The sequence below is a fragment of the Mesorhizobium sp. INR15 genome (genome assembly GCF_015500075.1).
Lineage (GTDB): Bacteria > Pseudomonadota > Alphaproteobacteria > Rhizobiales > Rhizobiaceae > Mesorhizobium.
This window is the reverse complement of record NZ_CP045496.1, coordinates 1888485-1907504: the sequence shown is the minus strand read 5'-3', so window position 1 is coordinate 1907504 and position 19020 is coordinate 1888485. Positions and strand designations below refer to the sequence as shown.

Annotated in this window: 10 protein-coding genes and 5 pseudogenes; 5 read left to right on the top strand and 10 right to left on the bottom strand. The window is 58.5% G+C overall.

The genetic code is table 11. The features are described from left to right. Window position 1: 1 nt before the first annotated feature. Both gspD and GA829_RS09220 read right to left on the bottom strand, forming a co-directional pair. Entirely contained in the window at window positions 2-2131 is a 2130-nt protein-coding gene (gene gspD / locus GA829_RS09225) for a type II secretion system secretin GspD (RefSeq protein ID WP_195178195.1), read from the bottom strand. A 354-nt stretch (window positions 2132-2485) separates the two neighbouring features. Next, a pseudogene (locus GA829_RS09220) lies at window positions 2486-2716 on the bottom strand (IS110 family transposase); the annotation flags it as partial. 446 nt (window positions 2717-3162) lie between these two features. On the opposite strand from GA829_RS09220, the pseudogene GA829_RS37480 reads away from it, so the two are divergent. Then, window positions 3163-3379, top strand: a pseudogene (locus tag GA829_RS37480) (hypothetical protein); the annotation flags it as partial. Window positions 3380-3602: 223 nt separating this feature from the next. Beyond that, window positions 3603-4292: pseudogene (locus tag GA829_RS36595) on the top strand (IS5 family transposase). A gap of 78 nt (window positions 4293-4370) precedes the next feature. Here GA829_RS36595 and GA829_RS09200 read toward each other — a convergent pair. From GA829_RS09200 to GA829_RS09175, 6 genes and pseudogenes are all read right to left on the bottom strand, one after another. After that, entirely contained in the window at window positions 4371-5027 is a 657-nt protein-coding gene (locus GA829_RS09200; RefSeq protein ID WP_195178194.1) for a hypothetical protein, read from the bottom strand. A gap of 9 nt (window positions 5028-5036) precedes the next feature. Beyond that, entirely contained in the window at window positions 5037-5924 is an 888-nt protein-coding gene (locus tag GA829_RS09195; RefSeq protein WP_195178193.1) for a hypothetical protein, read from the bottom strand. Window positions 5925-5957: 33 nt separating this feature from the next. Next, the gene (locus GA829_RS09190) at window positions 5958-6971 is read right to left on the bottom strand and encodes a transglutaminase family protein (RefSeq protein ID WP_258052240.1); all 1014 of its coding nucleotides are present in this window, start codon (window positions 6969-6971) and stop codon (window positions 5958-5960) included. Beyond that, complete coding sequence (locus tag GA829_RS09185) at window positions 6968-12268, bottom strand: toxin TcdB middle/N-terminal domain-containing protein (RefSeq protein WP_195178192.1); 5301 nt, start codon at window positions 12266-12268, stop codon at window positions 6968-6970. Before GA829_RS09185 ends, GA829_RS09190 begins: the two co-directional genes overlap by 4 nt. 1329 nt (window positions 12269-13597) lie before the next feature. Beyond that, complete coding sequence (locus GA829_RS09180) at window positions 13598-14623, bottom strand: IS110 family RNA-guided transposase (protein ID WP_195179579.1); 1026 nt, start codon at window positions 14621-14623, stop codon at window positions 13598-13600. A gap of 187 nt (window positions 14624-14810) precedes the next feature. Beyond that, window positions 14811-14988: pseudogene (locus GA829_RS09175) on the bottom strand (IS110 family transposase); the annotation flags it as partial. Here GA829_RS09175 and GA829_RS09170 point away from each other — a divergent pair. From GA829_RS09170 to GA829_RS09160, 3 genes and pseudogenes are all read left to right on the top strand, one after another. Beyond that, window positions 14985-15506: pseudogene (locus GA829_RS09170) on the top strand (transposase domain-containing protein); the annotation flags it as partial. The pseudogenes GA829_RS09175 and GA829_RS09170 overlap by 4 nt on opposite strands. Continuing rightward, entirely contained in the window at window positions 15458-15679 is a 222-nt protein-coding gene (locus GA829_RS09165; protein WP_258052382.1) for a hypothetical protein, read from the top strand. The pseudogene GA829_RS09170 and the gene GA829_RS09165, both read left to right, overlap by 49 nt. A gap of 282 nt (window positions 15680-15961) precedes the next feature. Next, a complete protein-coding gene (locus GA829_RS09160; RefSeq protein WP_195178191.1) occupies window positions 15962-16885 on the top strand; it encodes a pepsin/retropepsin-like aspartic protease family protein in 924 nt (307 codons plus the stop codon). A 325-nt stretch (window positions 16886-17210) separates the two neighbouring features. Here GA829_RS09160 and GA829_RS09155 read toward each other — a convergent pair whose 3' ends face one another. Then, complete coding sequence (locus GA829_RS09155; RefSeq protein ID WP_195178190.1) at window positions 17211-17414, bottom strand: hypothetical protein; 204 nt, start codon at window positions 17412-17414, stop codon at window positions 17211-17213. Window positions 17415-17738: 324 nt separating this feature from the next. Continuing rightward, window positions 17739-18776 carry a COG3904 family protein gene (locus GA829_RS09150; RefSeq protein WP_195178189.1) on the bottom strand — a complete coding sequence of 346 codons (1038 nt, stop codon included), beginning with the start codon at window positions 18774-18776 and terminating at the stop codon, window positions 17739-17741. Between the last annotated feature and the right edge of the window lie 244 nt (window positions 18777-19020).

The following is a 19020-nucleotide window of genomic DNA, read 5'->3' as shown; positions in this document are numbered from 1 at the left end:
GTCAGTAGGCCAGCCGCTTCAAATCCTGCTGCAGGGGAGTGCCACCCCGCCGCTTCTGGATTGGCGTCTGCAGGCTGATCTTGCCCCGGAATTCCTCGGTCACTTCGCGGGCCTCGTTGATATCGCGCACGACATGCGGCCGGATGAAGATGATCAGCTCGGTTCGTTTGATGCCATCATCCTTCTGCTTGAAGGCGTTGCCGATAATCGGGATATCGCCAAGGATCGGCACCTGGCTGCGGTCGACACTGTTGTTCTGCTGTATAAGACCACCTAATGCTAGGCTCTCGCCATCATTGACGAGCACACGCGTCTGGATCTTGCGCTGCTGAATCGTCGGCGAATTGATGTCGGAACTCGTCGTCGTCGTCACGTTGCTGACTTCCTGCTGGATGTCGAGCATAACCCGGCCGGCGGCGTTGATGCGTGGCGTCACCGTCAGGATGACGCCTGTATCCTTCATCTGCACCGAATTTATGATCGGTGCGGCGCCATTCGAAGTGCCCTGCGATTGCTGGGTGAGGATCGGCACCTGGTCACCAACCTGCAATATCGCTTTCTGGTTGTTCAGGGCCATGATCGTTGGCGCCGAAATGACGTTGACGTCGGTGACCTTCGACAACGCGCTCAGCGTCACCTGGATATTGTCAGTGGCGTAGCTCCAGTTGAAGCCGGGGAGAGCGGCAGCGGCGGCACCCTTCGCGACATCAGACAGCGACACCTTGGTCCCGCCATTCTCGAAGAACCATCGCAGGCCGTATTTCAAATCGTCGTTGAGCGTGACTTCGGCGATGACGGCTTCCAGCATGACTTGCGTTGGCAGAACGTCGACCTTGGTCAGGATTTGCTCGATGCGCTCGTAGTCGCGCGACGTGGTCTGGATCAGCAGCGAGTTGTTTTCGACATCGGCGACCACCGTCGCATGCGGCTTGGGCTGCCCGTCGGGTGCCAGTTCTTCGGCGGGCGAAGGCCCGGTCAGCGGCGCCGGCGTCACGCCGTCGGATTGCATGGTGATCGGCGTCTGGTCAGGCGAGACGTTGGAGCCGGATGAGCCCCCTTTGGTCTTGACCGTGGTGCCGAGAACCGAGCTCAGGACCTCGGCCAGTTCCTTAGCCGGGCGGTTCTGGATCTGGTAGACGAACAGCTGATCCTCATTGGTCTCGGCCAGCCTGTCCAGCTTGGCGATCCAGGTCGCGGCGCGCGCGAGATAGGCCGGGCGCGAGGTGATGACCAGCACCGAGTTCAGGCGGTCGTTGGGAATGAACTGGATGAGCTTGGCGCCAGGCCCCTCCTTAGTGCCGAAGATTGAATCGAGTTCGGTCGCCACCGCCGACGGCTTGGAGGCTTTCAGCGGATGCAGCGCTACCGACATGCCGCGCATCCAGTCGACATCGAACACCGACACCGCTTCGCGAATGGCGTCGAGATCGGTATTGTTGCCGGCGACGGTGATCAGGTTCCGCGTCGAATCGACCCGCAATACCGAGCCTTGCCTGGTGATCGGCTCGAGAATGGTCTTCATTTCGTCGGCGGCGATGTATTGCAGTTGCAGCACCTGCACTTTGACGCCTGGCCCCGACGGCGTGACCGACGGCACGCTGACCGAAGGCGTGCTCGACAGCGTCTCCGAAAGTGGGACGATCTGATAGGTGCCGCCGCGTTTGACGATCCCGGCACTGTTCACGGCAAGTGCCGATTCCAGTATGTCCGACAGTGCATCCTTCGACACCGGTTTCGATGTCTGCAAGGTGACCGTGCCCTGCACGCGCGGATCGACGACATAATTGACATGCAAGGCATCGCCCAGCACGGCCTTTGCGGCGTCTGCGACCGGTGCATTGACGAGGTTGAGCTCGTACTGGCCTGCCCCGGTGTCGGTAACCTGGGCAACAGGGGCGGCGGACGACACAAACTGGCCCGAGCCCTGATACTGCGCGCCGTTGAAGCGTTGCGCCTGATCGGAGGCCGAGGTGACAGCGCCGGGTCCTGTATAGCCCGCCCGCAAAGGCGAGTTCTTGGCGTGCAGGCTCTCGACGGTCTCGGTAAAAAAATCCTTGCCCGGCGTCGACGTGCAGCCGGAGATTGCCAGCAACGTGCACAACACCACGCGATTACTCGAATTGATCCACATCCACTCGATTCCCCTAGAGCGTCAGTCTAGGTGTTCTTGGAGGGCCTCGCCGGGATTGTTGGAGTTGCTTCCGGTCTATCCACAGGGTTAATGGTGGGGCCGTTTGGTGCAGTGCGGCAAACCTTTAGGTGGCCGAACGTGCGCCATGCGGGACGCCGCTCGAATCCCAATCATCTGGCAAGATGAAGCGGACAGGCCGTTGCGGTGCGTTCGGATAGTGCGATCAGGTCGAGGCATGAAGTCTTTAGGAGTAAAGGGATCAAAATGCACCTGTGGTAAATAAACTATCGAACAGTCTCTATAAACAAAATTTATCGCAATATTCCCGACAAATTGATCGCGATTTGAAATTTATTCGATGCAGATCGCAGGCAGACCTTTAGCCGCCAACGTGTGATAGAACCAAGTTACCAATGGCCCTGTCTCGAAGACGACGCGGCTGGCGTGCGGTGCATGCTTGCGGATCACTTGCGCCAGTATCTGAGGGTCAGAAGGACATTTTCCACGCGAAATCCGCTCACCATCCTGGCGGATCGAAATTGCGGTGTCTTTCAAGGAAACATCAAGGCCGACATACTGCTCCATGGTTGCCCTCCGTCCGATATTTGGGCCCGGCGCCAATCGTGGGCCCGCTTCCGATTCTATCGAGGAGCAACCACCTTCACCATCCGCCGTCCCGACGGAATGGATCGTGAGTCGCGCCGCGATTAGCCCATGTTTGCGCATCATCGTTTCCATAAGCTGTTGATGGAGCGATGATAATCGAGCACCCGGCACAATGCTGCAAGGTTGCCGGGACGGTCCTGGAAGGGATGATCGCTCCCGAGAATTTTTCGAGGGGGGGGCGCGCTTATACGTCGTGCCGACATGCGCTTTGCCGTGCAAATGATCTGGTCGCGATGGCGATCTATCATCTTGACGTCAAGGTCATTGGCCGCAAGGCAGGGAGCAGCGCCGTGGCGTCGGCCGCCTACCGCTCGGCCTCGCGGCTGCGCGACGAACGGATCGAACGCAGTCATGACTTCTCGGCCATGCGCGCCGCCGGCGATCTCGGCGACGATGTTCAAGTGGATGTGGAACGCGGTGCTAGAACTTTCGCCAGCGGTGACCGTGTCATGTTCCTGCGCAACGAGCGTGGGCTTGGCGTCGAGAACGGCACGCTTGGTGTGATCGAAGAGATCAGCACACAGACTATGAACGTGCGCATTCGACGATGGCAGGTCGGTGCGCTTTGACCTGAAAGACCATGCCCACTTCCTCCGCCAGATGTAGCTGATTTTGTTTGATAATTTTTGTTTATCAAATTGGACCCGCCAAAATGCCCATCATTCGAAGTGGCATTGGTTCGGACAGCACACGACGGGATGAGACAAAGGCAATGGCCGTCCGGCTGTAAGAGTCGTTGACCGCCCGCAATTTATTTCCATACCACGCCGTTTTATGATTCAGGCTCCGCACGAGCCGATATGACCTGACTGACTTCGAATGGCGCGCGATCGAGCTTCTATTGCCCGACAAGCCGCGAGGAGTGCTGCGCGTTGACGACCGCAGGGTGCTGCGTGGGATCTTCAGGGTGCTGAGATCGGGTGCGCCATGCGCGATCTGCCCGAACGATACGGCCTGCGCACCACCTGCTACAATCGCTTCGTCCGATGGCGGAAAGCAGATGTGTGGGACCGCCTCATGGATGCCGTCACCAAAGCCCATGACGGCACGTTGCAGATGATCGACACCTCCATTGTTCGCGTGCATCAGCAGGGCGCGACGACAAAAAGGGGGATCGAGATCATTGTCTCGGTCGTTCCCGAGGCGGGCTGAGAACCAAAATCCATGCTCTTGTCGACGCCCAAGGCAGGCCGATCAAGCTGACGCTCACGGCAGGCCAGATGAGTGACATCGCCTCCGCAGCGGACTTGATCAAGGAATTGCCGGAGGGTGCCATGCTTCTCGTCGACAAGGGCTATGATGCGAACGCCTTGCGCAATGCTGTCGCCGAGCGAAAGGCATGGGCCAACATTCCGCCCAAGGCCAACCGCGCAAGGACGCGATCTGCTTCAGCCCCTTCCTGTACAAGTCGCGCAACCTCGTCGAACGCTTCTTCAACAAGGCCAAGCAATTCCGTCGCATCGCAACCCGATACGACACGCTGGCTACGTCCTAGACTAGTCTAGGGCATGAAGGATCGACCTTCCGATTCCGGGCCGCGCATCGAAGTTAAAAAATCCGTATCGCAGCCATGCTACGCGCACAAATTCAGTCTTATCCAGTCAATCTGGGCGCCCAACAATTTGGGCATACCGGCAGAATCGATTGCTGCGATCCATTTGCATGCATATTCGCGACCGTATGCCTGATCAAGCAGACAATAGTAAGCTATGTCTCTCCAAGCTCCGCAAATTTTTTTGTTTACATCCAATACATCCACGGCAGTCTCCCAACTAAACCACCTCCTAATCCAAACCCCGACCTCTCCTTGGAGGTCGTCCAAACACCGAGCAATAAATGCATCAATATCTTCCTCTGATGAAACAATAAAGGGGGCCCTCCCTTTCGCAGAAAAGCCATCAACGATATTATCAAACGATGCAACACAAAAAATTTTATTTGATTTCGGACGAAATTCTTCTTTGTCTTTATGATACCAAATGTCAAAATTCTTATACAATTTCGAAAATTTCTTCCACTTTATAGTCGCAGTCAGATAGCATTCATACTCCTCATACCGGCGATCGGCCTGTATTCCAATTTCAACTGCGAAATCAGTCATATTGTCGGGCGACGATACATGGATTCTTTTACTATTTGCATTAAATAATCTGTTGTCGAAGCGAGATCGCAAAGCGTCCGTTACCTTGTCTCGGATCTTTTCTGCGTTTATCACGTTAGGTGTTTCCATTTTTTGATGTCACGGGTACGGGGTAGTGTCAATCTTGCCACTGCCCGTGTCTACGGTTGTTTTGGTAACGCTGATTTTGTCAGCTTGATTTTTGACGGGATCCCCACTTTCCAATCCCGCCTCTTCAGCCTTCTTTCCGAATGGAACAGCGGTGCCATCCTTAATCGCGGCCATCACAACTTCTTGACTTTTACTTAACTTGGCTTTGTTGGCTTTAGCTTCATCGACACTCAAGGTACGTGTCGACTGATCATAAACAACAGCGTCCAGTTTTGCCCAGGCGCCTGTTTCTGGATCGCGGAATGAAACTTGCGTCGTAGCCTTTGCGCCGGCTCGGTCTTCAAATGCTTGTCGCGCTGCAATTTCAGCCATTCGACCGATCGCTCGATTCTCGCGCATGGTCTGTTGTCGAGCAGAGCGGATCGATGTGGAGCGGACGTCGTCTGTGGCTCTTTGTACGGCTTCAGCTTGGCTCAGGCCCTGCGCAACCAGTGCAGCGGTTCGATCCTGTATCTCCTGTCGTTGCTCTTCAGTCAGACCTGCGTACCCGGTCGGTTCGACAGGTTTTGTTGCAGTCATCGCTAGCATGAGTCCTAGGACAATCGTCGCTTCAATCGCATCGTCGACGATAAAGAAGTGTCCGTTCTGGTCGCTCCTATTGATGGGATCGTTCTGAGCATATGCGTATCGATTAGTGCCAACACCGGGCAGAGTCGGATCCCAGCCGTCGGGTGAGATAAACCGCACAGTCTGTACATCGGAGCGGACCTTCTGGGCCAGCTGATGCACCCCAAACGCCGCAGACGCATAGACCCCGGCTGTGCCAGCAACCACCATGGAGATGGCCAGCACCACGGCGATTAACCGTTGAAAAACCCTGTTGCTGATAGATCCCATCACATCCCCCTGCCCAGCAATTTGTCCGTCACGTCAATTCAACTTCGGCTCTCGCCAGCCGAGCGCTTCGGCTTTGGCGAAGGCCTGCCTGTTGGCCTGGTAGAGCTCATTCGCGTAAGCTATCCTGTCTGCAGGAATGTCGCTCTGCTTCGGATATTTCTCGATGATGGTGGTATCGAGCAGCCGGTAATAGGCCGTGCCCTTCTTCACCAGCGTGTAGGCGTTGGCCGGATAGGCTTCGATCAGCACATCGGCTACCGCGATCGCTTCCTCGTAGCGGCCGGTGGCGATCAGACTGTCGAGGACCGGTGTCGCAACAATCGACAGCGCCTCGCGCTGCGACAGCGTCTTGAGATAGACGCCATTGGAGATTGCTTCGTCGGTCATCTCAAGCTTTTGCCGATACCAGGCGTCGCGCGTAAAACCGGCGCCGCTGGTCGTCTCGAGATTCCAGGTCTTGCCAGTCGCGTCGTCGGTGAACTTGACGAACACATGCAGCGGCGCCGTCGACAGCGTTACATTGAGACCAAGCCGCTGCCCGAGGATGATGAACAAAGCGGGCATCGAGACACAATTGCCCTTTCGCGTCGCCAGGTAGTTGACCAGCGACTGCGACCCGGGTTTCTGGCCGTAGGGATCAGAGAGGTCGTATTCGAACGGTCGGCCATTGTTCCACCAGCCGCCCTTGTAGAGGAAGGCGCGCAGCGCCTTCACCCTCTCCATGCTGGTCGAAGCGGCATCGGGCGGCAATGTCGCGATCATTTTGTTGACCGTAACGACCATGCTGCCGATCTCGGCAAGGGCGGCGATATCATCGATTGAGGGATCGACGAACTTGTCGACCGCCAGCTTCGCCCGGCCAAAATTCATTTCGGCTTCCGGCGCATCGAGCAGGGCGCGGACAAAGGTTGCCGGGTTCGACGGGACCAACGGGACCAACTCTTCCGCCGCCGATGGGTGCAATCCCGCGAGCACCATCAGCAGGGCAAGGACCACCAGCCAGGCCGCCGAATCCTCAGCCAGCACCAATGTGCGGGCGGCATTCACGGCTGCGACTCCCCGGCGTCCTGTTCGCCTTGCTGATCTGGCGGAACGAACCGTCCGAGCACGGGATCCATGTACCTGGCATTGAGATAGAGCAGCCCGGTCTCTGGATCGAAGCGCTCGCCGATGTAGGACTTTTGCGTCTGGAAGCCGGAGTTGAGGCGTTCGCCGTAGCTAGCGTAATTGGTCTGCTCGACGATGGCGCCCGAGGCATCGGTGACCATCCGCACCGAAGCCAGGTGATCCCTGTGTAGGAAGAATTTGGCCGTGCCGGTGACCTTGATGTCGGGATGCGGATATCTGGTGTAGATTTCCGCGCCCGGCGTTGCCGGATCGATCTCGACATTGGCGTCGGGATAGAGCGTGGTGGCGAAGGATGACGCCTTTTTAACACGCGCACCGTCAGGGCCGTAGGTGAGGTTGACGGTGTTGGAGGCGAGACTGACGGTCTTCAGCCGGTTGGCCTCGTCCCAAGTGAGCGTGCGGCTGCCGTCCGATGTGAGATTGCCATTGGCGTCATAAGCCATGGCGTTGGCGCCGACCGATGTCGGTGTATGCGGCCTTGGCGCTGTTGATGCGGGGTATGTGTATGTGCCGGCGACACGGGTGCGCGAGGTCATGTTGTCATTGGTGGCATAGACAAAGCTCTCACTCAGCGTGGTGTCGCCCAGGTTGCTGCTTGATGTCAGCCGATCGGCATTGTCATAGATGTAGGTCCAGCTGTCGGAAGCCGTGAGCCCCGTGGTGCCGGTGATGCGGCCAAGGCTGTCACGAGCATACTGATCGTCCAGCAGCACGGTGGCGCCCCTGGCCGTGGTGACACGCGTCACCCAGCGCCGGGTTGGCGAGTAGGTAAAGGACGTTTTGACGCCATTCGAGTAGTTGATTTCTTTTGTCTGCCCATCGGCCTCATAGAGGGTCGAGGTGATGAAGCCGGGAGCCGAGGCGAGCTTGTTGCCTGTGGTGTATTGCAGCGGTGCGGCCACCGTGCCGAAGTCGAGCTGCACCGGCAGGTATTGTGTCGCCAGTGTCTGACCAGAGGCATCGCGCACACTCGTCGTGGTGTGGGTCAGCCCGGCGATGGTGACATCCTGTCGGGCGATCTTACCAAAGCCGTCATATCTGAAGCTCTGCGTGGCAGCAGGGTTGGTGGAAGTGGTCAGCTGGCCGATGTTATAAAAGCCAGATGCCGCCTCGTCATAGGTGTTCTGCGTCAGCGTCACTGGACTGCCGCCAGATGCGGTTGCCGTCTTCAAGATCAGCCGGTCCATCTGATCATAGCTGAGTGCCGTGACCGTGCTGCGCGCATCGGTCTGGCTGATCAGCCGGTTGGCGCCGTCATAGATGTAGGACCAGGTGCCGAGATCGGGATCCGACGCCGACAGCCGGTTGCCGAGCATGTCGTAGCTGTAGGCCCAGGTCGAGCCACCGGGATCGCTGACCCCGATCAGGCGGCCGAGAACGTCGTAGGTGCGGCCTTCCGTCAGGGCGAGGCCACCGAGATCGCGAACCACCTGCACGACATCGCCGCGTGTCGAGGACACGCTCTTGGACTGACGCGTCGTCGTTGCGTTGATCTGGTCCGTCTCGGTCACTGCGAACAGCCGAGGATTGGTGCCGGTGCCGCTGTCGAGGCTGTGGGCAAAAATCGTCTGGCTGGCATCGGCAAAGACCGTCTTCACCAGCCGGTCGGCCCAGTCATAGCTGTTGGTGGCCCATTGCGCAGTGTCGCCGACAAAGCGCGGGAAGGCGGTCCGCAGCACATTGCCGCGCGGGTCATAGTCGGCGTCGGCAATGCGCGTCGGGCCGGCGGCCGTCTCTCCAGGCGTTTCCACCCGATAGACCCGGCCAAGCCCGTCGTAATAGGAACGGGTAAAATCCTCGACCGCCCCCCCGCTGGCGCCATTCGGCAGCGGTGTGTATTTGACCAGCGCCTGGGTTGCCGGATTGCCCTCGTTCTCGAAGCGCGTCTTGGCATAGGCGCCAGTCACGCTTTGTGAGACCTGCCAGGGCCGGCAGTAGGCATCATAGGCAAAGGTCTTCACGACGCCGTTGAGGTCGGTCTTGGTCGAGGGCAGCCCACAGACTGGATTGTAGGTGGCGCTCGAGACAAAGCGCGTGTCGGCTGCCTGGCCGCCGGTGGCAAAGTAGCGAGGTGAGCGCTGCGTCACCGGGTACAGGTGATAGGTAGCGTCAAAATCCCACTCGGTCTTGTCGCCTACGCCGTCGGTCGCTGAGATCTTGTTGCCATAGGTATCGTAGGCAAAATACTGGTTCACCTCCTTTTGCGGTGAGCCGTAATAATCCGCGAAGCTGCGCTTGCGCGTAATGTTGCCCTTGGTCGGCGCCGTCGCGTTGGCGCCAGCGTTGCCGTCGTAATAGGTCTCGTCATAGCCGATATAAGGGAAGCTGGCGTCGAGGCCGGACCGTATTGTCTGGCTGCTCGGCAACGACACGATGTAGGCGGTGGTGTTGGGCGCGAAGTAGCGCGTGGTCCAGGTCTCGTCGCCGCTGACATCGGTGCGGCCATAGTCCTTGAGGCTGGTGATGTTGTTGTAAGCGTCGAAACCACGCTCGACCCGGGTAGTCAGCGAGATATTCTCGGTCAGGGTCGTGCCCGTTGCCGTGTTCTGAACGGTGTAGGGTTTTGTCGCCGTGTTGACCGCATAGGTCTCGGCCACCTGCTTGTGAACAACACCGGCACCATCCTTCCACACCGTCAGCGACGGCAGGCCATAGCTCGCCAGATCCTGCCGGTAGGTGGTCGTCACCGTCGGTGCCGCCATCTCGCCATTGGCCAGCGGTTTTGTCTCCACGATCGAGGCAAAACCCAAAAACTTGCGCGCCGCGGGATCGTAGATGCCGCCAGCATAGGTGTAGCTCGACACCGCCGTCTGGCCGCGCCCGTCACCGACCGACAGCTTTGATACCGCATGCACCACTTGCGGCAGGTAATTGTTCACCCACGTCGACGATGGCGCATATTCCGCCGCGACCGTGCCACCCAGTTCCGTCACCACACTTCGAAGCAGGTTCGGGTTGCCTGTGCCGGCGTTCGAGATGAACATGTTGGTGTAGTCGGTAAAGTCCGGCAGCCCATCGCCGTTGAAATCGCCGATCACTGTGCCGGCCGTCAGCGGCACCGGCAGCGTGAACTCAACTGGCGTAAGCGCGGTCGATGATGGCCGCAAAGAGAAAACCCGCACCGGACCGGTTCGAGGCCCTGACCCGGGGATATTGGGACCACCAATCGTGATGACAGAAGCCTTGCCGCTGTTGTCGAAGTCACGCACGACAGCAGATGTACCCGCCATCGGAGAAACCGTGTAGCCCTTGAAGCCGGCCCCGGTCGAAAGCCAGACCTGAGTGTTGCCGTTGCTGCCGTTATAAATGACGACGTCCGTCGCACCGTCGCCGTTGATATCGGCCAGCGCGCAACTGCCAGGCCCCCCTGAATAGGCGCCCGTGGAGCATGCAATGCCGAACGAGGTCCCGCCCGGTTGCCAACTGCCGTTAGAAAGCACCCCCTTCGTCGACGTTCCACTGGGCCCCCAGTAGAGTGGCTGCTGGTGGCCGTTGCCGAGGAAATCGCCAACCCCGTGGACGTAGTAAGTATAGCCTTTGGCGTTTACCGCATCAACTCCCGTCCCGTCAGCGTCCGTGACTATCGCATTGGTGGACAAAGCATTACAAACTACTTCGTAGCCTGTAGGTGCCGACGGCGAGCATGCAACCTTGGTCAACGCCAAAGAGGCATCGGTCTTAACGATCGACGTGGTCGTGGTGCTAGTAGTATGACCTGTTGCTCCGTTGATTTCGGACTTCGTCGCGGATACCGCGAAATCCATTGTGTTCTTTGTCGCAAGGAAGCGGCCCGGTCCGACGAAAAGGCCCGGGGGATTGTCGGCTTGCCCAGAGGGGGCGTTCCATCCGACAACTCCAATCTTGTTCGTGGCGGACAGCGATCCGGTTGTGGTGAATTTTAAAACAGATTCTGAGCGCGTGTAGCTCGTACTGGGCGTGCCGTTGTGACCACCGCCGTTGTAGGTGCTCTGGGTTGTCACCCCGTACATCTCGTCCCGGCCGTCAAAGTCCAGGTCGCCCACTAGCTTTGGTGCATTACTGGGAGGCGCGCCGCTGACAGTCGTATAAACCCCATCGGTGTTCTGATAGGCCATCTGGCCGAGGATCTTGGCGGTGCCGCCTGTAACGGTGCCGTCACCGGCGATGGCGGCATCGGTGCCATAGCGGGTGATCTGGGTGAGCCGCGAGGTGTTGGAGAACGGCGCCTGGTCGTAGGTCAGTTTGTAGGCGCCGCGCACGACACCGCTGACCGTGACGCCGATCGTCTTGATGCGCTTGCTGGTCTCGGAGATATCGCGGCCGTTGCCCATCAGGATCATGTCCGGACGGGTCTCGTAGTAGAATTTTACCACCGTGCCGTTGTAGCTGACGCTGTCGGGATAGCAGGTCGGGCTCGCCGGGCAAGTGTAGGTGTAGGCAACGCTGTTGCCATTGGTGTCGGTAACCGAGGTCACGAGCCAACGATAGCTCATCGCCAGGTCATAGGCCGGCGTGCCGGCGGTCGGTGTCAGATTGGCAACCGCCGCCACCGAGCGGAATGTCGAGACGGTGCCGTCGCGATCCGTCACCTTCCATTCATTGGTGCTGCTGTTGAGCGCAATGCGGCGATAGGATTCATTCTCCGTCGCATGCGTGCCGCCGGTCGAACACGATGGCGACACCATGCCGGCAACGCAAGTGACCATCGCCTGGCCATCGAGCAAATAGATGTCGCTGGCATCGAAGACCGGCATGCCATAGCCGGGACTTGACCGCTCGATGACATCGAAACCATCGAGCCCCCAGGCATAACCCAGCCAGCCCTGGTAGAGGCCGCCAAGCTTGGTCTTGCGCGACGAATTGTAGTTCAGCGCGATCTGCGGTTCGATACCATGGAAGGCTGGAACATCGACGCCGATGGAGTAGCCGAGATTGCCATTGCCCGCTGCCTTGGGCAGGTCAACTTTCGGCGTGCCGATCGCTTCGGGATCGCCGCTGGTCGGAGTTGTAGCGGTCGCTGCTGTTTGCGCCTCCGGCGCTGCTTGCGTATCCGTCGTCTTGGCCGCTTCCGTGCTGGCCTTGGCATCCGCCGGCTGGGCATCGGTGGTTTTGGCGGCGGCCGGCTGCGCGCCAACCTTGGCCGCAGCGTCAGGGTTGTCGCTGTCCTGTGCAGCGCTAGAGCCTCCTATCGACGGCGCCTGCTGAGGCGACGAACTCGACGATGTGGTGCTGCCCACAGCCTGCCCGCCTGCTCCCAGCGCCGCACCAGCGTTACCGAAGCCGCTGGTGGGGCTACTTGTATTCGCCGAAGAGCCTTGGCTCTCCTGTGCAAGCGCCGCGATCCCCGCGCCTCCGCTAATATAAGAAATGAAAGATGTATCCACGGCGAATACACCAGCGGCAAGAAAAGCTGCGCCAACAAGAGATCTGTTCATGATTCCCCCGAGCAGAATTGCTTATCGATACTCGCCTTTGATTTGAGCGATACAACACGAGGTCGCCTCAACTCGTGTATCCACAATCAAATTTATGTGATTGGCAGCGAATGACTCGGCGCGGATCCTCCATCTTAGTCTCAGACAGCCTGTCTTGCCGTAGAAGCAGCCTGTAAAGCCTGTCCAGAAAACGACCGTTTGTTCGACATCGCTCAGAACCAAGCACCGAGCCGCCTGTTCCGCCGTTTGCGTGTCCAGAAAACGTCGCATTTCAACTGTCCGGCAAACCCATCGGGGCTCGATCGGGGCTCGATTGTCGGACGTCGCACGAACGCTTTTTGGTAACCTCCGCCATTTCAGCCAAACCCCGACAAGCAGACGGGCTCAAGTGCAGACGTTTAAGGACAAGCGGCGAACCCGGTATTGGAGAGCGGGTACGCCTCGCAACTTGTAAATTCTCACAACAAATCAACAATTTACTATAGAATCGCACGCTGCAGCGGAAACTCTCAATGTGCGATAAATGACGAAAATTACAACAAAAACAACCGACCGGCCGGCGCACAATGTGCGGACTTTTATCTTGCCATCCTAATCGGTTGTGCTCTACGAGACTTGGCATCCATCGTCGTTTCTCCTTGTCGCTACGATAATATACGAATCTGTTCTCTACGCCACGACCCGGTGTTCTGGCGTCGAGTTCCGATGCGCCGTGCAGTCCTCCGCGCTCTGCGACGGGATGTTTGGACTGCAGCGTTGCAGCGCTCGATCCGCCGCGGCGCACTTTTCCATCGCACTGACGGAGCAGCGTCACAGGCAATCGAGCGCGGTCCGGTCGTCTTCCGATCGGCGCGGCCGCAGGCAATGTATGGCCCGCCCCGTCTGCAAGCGGAATGTTTTGAGAGGCACACCCGGTCTGCACCAATGTATCCGGCCTCGGCGCTTTGGGCGCCCTGCCAAGATGGAGATTCGCGCGCTCGGCTCCTAACAAGATACTCGGCCTCGAAAGGGCCGCTGCCTGTCGACAGGTTTGCCGAACGCCGATCAACCGTTGGGCCATCTCTATGTACATCCTCCCGCAGACTTCATGCGGCCGAGCAGTTGCCGGGACACGCCCGCTCGACCAACTCGTTACCCATTCGAGGCCTTTACGGCTTCATAGGGGCGTTGCTTTGACATCACGGCCCAGGCGATCCGGGCCAGCTTGTTGGCAAGCGCAACGACCACCACATTGCGCTTGGCGCGCTGTAGCAGTGCCCGCAGCCAGGCGCCGAGCTGGGTGTCCATTCGCGCCAGATATGGCAATGCCGCTCGCGCGCCATGGATCAACAGCACGCGCATGTAAGTGCTCCCGCGCTTGCTGATCCCCGTCAGGCGCGGCTTGCCGCCGGTCGTGATCTGACGCGAAACAAGCCCCAACCAAGCGGCGAAGTCACGCCCCTTCGCAAAGGCCGACACGTCGCCGACCGCTGCTCCCAGCGCCGTTGCGTTGAGCGCCCCAATGCCTGGCACACTGCGCAGGAGACTGGCTCGTTCATCGCTTTTGGCGAGCGCTTCGAACTCCTGGTCGAGCTGCTTGATCCGATGATCGAGCGCGTGCAGTTCGTCGACCATGTCATGACCGAGCTGCTGCATCCTGGTGGTTAGGATCGTGCAGTCCAGCACGTTCTCGCGCAGCCACAGGTTCAGCTTTGGCCGTCCCTTGGCGATGACAATGCCGCGATCGAACAACACACCCCGCAGTTGATTGATCAGGGCCGTCCGGGTGCCGACCAGCCGTTCGCGCGCACGGTGCAAAGTTTGCACATCGAGTTGCTCTTCCGACTTGATCGGCACGAAGCGCATGGTCGGTCGTGTCGCCGCCTCGGCGATTGCCTCCGCATCGCGATCATCGTTCTTGTGCGACCTCACGTACGGTTTCACATACTCTGGCGGCATCAGCCGGACATCGTGTCCAAGCGAGGCAAACTGACGAGCGAGATGGTGCGCCCCGCAGCACGCCCCCATGCCAATGATGCAGCGCGGTTGCTTTTCGACGAATGCAGCAAGGGACGACCGGCGCATCCGACGACGCAACACGACCGCTCCTTCGCGGTCGAGGCCGACCAGGCTGCAGAGCGTCTTTCCGAGATCGATTCCGAGTACGGTGATGTTCATTTCCCTTTCTCCTTCTGACACGGACTGACAGATTGTCTGGAACCGGAGGGGCGGGCCATCCCATAAGATAACGTGCGTTGCGTCGTTCCTGGTCTGCATCGGTCCTCATCCGCCGGAAAGCATCCCTCGTATCAAATGGCGCGCGCAGGCGTACCGACGCCATGCGTTTCAACTTCCGCTGCACAGTTCATCGATGCGCTCCCAACAGCCTGCGATTCCTACGATGAGCGCGTCGGGCGGCATCGCTTCGGCTCGCGACGAGATCGCCAACATAGAACGTTCCTTCGCTCCACAACGTGCATAATCACCGCCAGCTTGCGCGCCACGGCGACACAGGCCTTGCGGTGGCAGGAGCGTTTGGCGAGGGGAACATCCCGCGGCGCATCTCGCCGGCTGGAGCGGCATTCTGCAGGCCGATGCCTTTGGCAGTTATGGCGATCTCTATGCGACGGGTCGTCAGCCGGCGCCTATTCTGGCAGCCAGTTGTTGGGCCCACAGCCGGCGCAAAGTGTTCGAGCTGGCCGATATCGAAGCGGCGGCCCGCAAGAAGGCGCGCGGCGAGAAGCACAACCTGGTCTACCCGCTAGCGGTTGAAGCCGTGAAGCGCATCGATGCCCTGTTCGATATCGAGCGCGCGATCAACGGCCTGTCGCCGGCCCAACGCCACGCCGTCCTGGCTGTTCTGCGGTTCCGATCGCGGCGGACAGCGCGCTGCCGTTCTTTACAGCCTGATCGTCAGCGCCAAGTTGAATGACATCGACCCTTGGCCTGGCTCGCCGATATCCTGGCGCGCATCGCAGCCCACCCAGCACAGCGGATCGATGATTTGCTGCCGTGGAATTGGAGATCCGCAAAACTGCGGACCCAACCAGCGGCGGCCTGATCATGCAGCGCAATAAGGTGCATTACGTCTACACCGTCGAACGTATCGCCAGGGACCTCGGCGTCAGCGAAGCGCTCATCCAGGACCTGACCCTCGGCCTCGAGCCCGAGGACGGTGTCATCTGGGTGAACGGCGCCAACGATGACGACGGAATCTTGGGCCTTCACCGATGAAGGCATCGAGGAGGTCGAACTCCTCCTCGATGAATATCATATGAGCTGCCCAATCGTCCGATCAATAGCTTTACAGTCGTGTGCCGGAAAACTAGCTTTCCTTCCACAGTTTAGCTCTGCCGGAGGGATGCATTGGGGATTCATTTGCAATGCTTTGCGCGTCTGATTGTAATTGCCCTGGCGCTTGGCACCACAATGCACCCGGCCCGGTCCGGAGATGAACGCCCTTCGACTGTACCTCTGACCAAACTGGAGTACCCCGGAAGGCCGAAGAACGTTCGCATGCTTTATGTGAAGGTCCTTTCGCTCGGCGATCACGCAGTGAACCAGCCGCTGTTGCTCGATACCGGATCGAGCGGCATAACGATTGATTGCAAATCGGTGCTTCCAGACGATATCTGCTCAGACACAGGAATAAAGATTACCAAGGACCAGAAGATAGACGGGATAACGATCAGCACCCAAAAAGTGATTATGACGTACGCAACTTACGACGACTATGGCAACATTGCCTACGCTCGTGTGACTTTCGGTTCGCCGGGCTCTCCGGTCTCCACCGACACGTCAATCCCATTCCTCATCCGCTACAAAGTAGTCAGGCGCAGTACCGGAGAAATCGTTGGTGGCCCGCTTTGGCCCAAAGGCATTTTCGGCATCTCGCCAGTTGGCGGAGGGGGACCGGGCGGGATGATCAAGTCACCGCTTTCGGTAGTGAGTGTTGGGCCCGGCCTGGACAGGGGCTACTACCTCTCGCCGATCGGCGTCAAATGGAAGGTATGCACGAACGAGGCCGCCAATTGTCCACAAGTAGAGGCGCTCCACATCGGCGTGCCGAAGGATGTGAAAAGGGACTTCAGGGTGCAAAGGTGGAAAGAAGCCAGTTCGCGATACAACTTTCCTACACTCGACTCCTGTATCTCATGGGGATCGGAACCCATTTGCCGGCCAACGCTCTACGACACCGGCAACTCGACGATTATGGCCGTAACCGGCGCCTCAAAGCCGCGCACGTCATTGAATACCGGCACGAAAGTCTTGGTAAAAACTGAAGGCCAGGAGGATTGGAACTTCACGACCACATACAATCCCGAGGTAGAGAGCGTTCCTGGGCTCGACCACAACATCATCGGCATCCGATACTTCGAGAAGAACAGTCTGCTGCTTGATTTTGAAACACGTGAGATCGGCTTGCGTCTCGGCCACTGACTTCCGATCGGCAGGCCGCCTGACCTTCACGCCAATTATAGAGCCCGCCGCGCCAACGCGCGTGTGCCAATCATGCGGCCTTCGTCGTATGCGCATCACCGCGTCTCCCCGTCGAAAGCTTGGATACGCACGCCTGCGGTCTTCACTTTACAAGAGTTGAATGACTGGCTTGAGTATCCTTACGGCCGCGATGTGGTCGGGGGGACATGGGTGGATAGGCCGAAGCCGACAGACTAATTTATGACCGCAAAAAGGCCCGCTGGCGCTCACCAGTTGGCAGCGGGTTCTACTAGCCGCCACTTTAAGCCGGCAAGCGACAACGGAGCTATTCGGCTGATCCATTGTCGGTGAAGGGCGATGCGCTCGGCACGCACTGTATGGACCAGCCGGCGGGTGTCGGCTGCTTCTGATATTCGGTAATAGCGGCGGTGCACTGCTCGCGCTTGTCGAAGGTGCTAGGCAGCACCACCATGCCGCCCTGGGGGCCGGCGATTACCAAGTACCAGACCAGAACTGCGGTTGCAGCCATGTGAACTCCTTCGTGCCGGTAAAATACGTGAAAAGTCTATGAACGCGCCTCGGGTGGCGGAACAAAGGCCGCGCCGCACGATAGCGGCGTGCCGTCACAGGATTTCGGCATGTTGCACGTTACGCCCGAATGGGAAGCTCGAAAATGAGCCTCGCGGTGGTCCGATTTTCATTTCCGTTCCCCGCATGGGTCTATACCAAGCCTGAGGCGGGTTTATCTCGACGCCGCCACTATGTAACAGCAGTTGCCTAACATCGCGGGGCAGCAGTCCTCCCCCGCCGAAGGATTACCTACAAATCGGGCTGCGAAATGTTTAGCCCATCGTTATTTTTTGAGCACTTTGCCATCCTCAGCTACGATCTTGGGAGAAGCGCCGAGCGAAATCGTATAGTTAAAGCGGGCAACACCGCGAGCTTGGTTGTTTCGCGCCAAGCTCCTTACAGTCCAGTCATAGACTCCGGAGACCATACAGTTATCGTTTGCGCACGTGGCCATAACGCTGTTGTCGTGGATATGGTAGCCACGTTCTGGCCATCGCTGGAAGTACCTCTGTTTGTCGACCAAGACCTCCGCAAGCGTGCTTGGCTTGCCGTAGTAGGAGATATTCGCGGCATAGGTGTCGACCACCATCCTCAGCGCTGCATTTGGATCGGTTCCGTCGGACTCAATTAGACGTCGAACAAAGCTAATTGCTTCGGCCTCCAGATCATTTGAAGCAGTTGCCTGGGTAGTAGCCGTTTTTGGCGCAGAGGGCTCGGCAGCCACTGCGCCTTCACCAGTTGGATTTGCAACGGTATTTGTGAGCCGCAAATCGTGCATCTCGCTCACCGACAGATAGCGCATGTCGGCCTTGTCATATCTTAGAGCAATTGCCAGAAGCTGGGGATCGACTCCCATTTCTGACAGGTACCCCATAATCTCCGCTGTGGCCGCCTGAATATTCGCTACAGCGTCGTCGCGAGTGAGGTTGGATTCCGGCGCAAAAGACGACCTGTGCACTCCGATAGATCCGGGCTCTGCACCCCTCAGGACGCCGCCGGCAAAAGCGAGAGAGCAGGCCGACGCACATTCCATTTTTCTTATTTGGATTGTGTTCAAGCCGGACGCTCTAATGATACGACCAAGCCTTATCGCGGACTCGACGCTACCGCCTGGCGAATCGAACGTAACGAAAGTGGATCCGTTAGCCTTGATGCGGGCTGAGAACTCTTCGAAGTTCTCGCTATCGTTGAATTCGCCCGAGACCACCAAAAAGTGCGTGCCGTCGTCGAGGGAGACAGGTCGGTAATCGAGGGCCTCGGCTGAACTGGCCATGACCAAAGCAAATAGCAGCGACGCTAGACTTGCACGCAACCCGAACATTTTAAACAACGCTCTCGCACCCAGCAACTACCGTAAATCAGACAACGGCTCGTCCGCAAGCGCATCTACCGAAGCAGATTGCGCATAAATGCTTCATTTCCAACCTGACGTGATCTAACATAGGCGGAGTCCCTAATTGTCTGAACACTACCTTTTCCTGGAATAAGAGCCCGTTGCCTCACCGTGGCGGCCAGTCTTCGTTAAGTGGCCGGTTCAGCGACGTGTGGCCGGCGATAGTTCGGGC

Coding starts and splice junctions, on each gene's coding strand:
- gspD (WP_195178195.1), bottom strand. CDS start 2,131: ATGTGGATCAATTCGAGTAATCGCGTGGTGTTGTGCACGTTGCTGGCA.
- GA829_RS09200 (WP_195178194.1), bottom strand. CDS start 5,027: ATGGAAACACCTAACGTGATAAACGCAGAAAAGATCCGAGACAAGGTA.
- GA829_RS09150 (WP_195178189.1), bottom strand. CDS start 18,776: ATGTTCGGGTTGCGTGCAAGTCTAGCGTCGCTGCTATTTGCTTTGGTC.
- GA829_RS09195 (WP_195178193.1), bottom strand. CDS start 5,924: ATGGGATCTATCAGCAACAGGGTTTTTCAACGGTTAATCGCCGTGGTG.
- GA829_RS09180 (WP_195179579.1), bottom strand. CDS start 14,623: ATGAACATCACCGTACTCGGAATCGATCTCGGAAAGACGCTCTGCAGC.
- GA829_RS09160 (WP_195178191.1), top strand. CDS start 15,962: ATGCTTTATGTGAAGGTCCTTTCGCTCGGCGATCACGCAGTGAACCAG.
- GA829_RS09155 (WP_195178190.1), bottom strand. CDS start 17,414: ATGGCTGCAACCGCAGTTCTGGTCTGGTACTTGGTAATCGCCGGCCCC.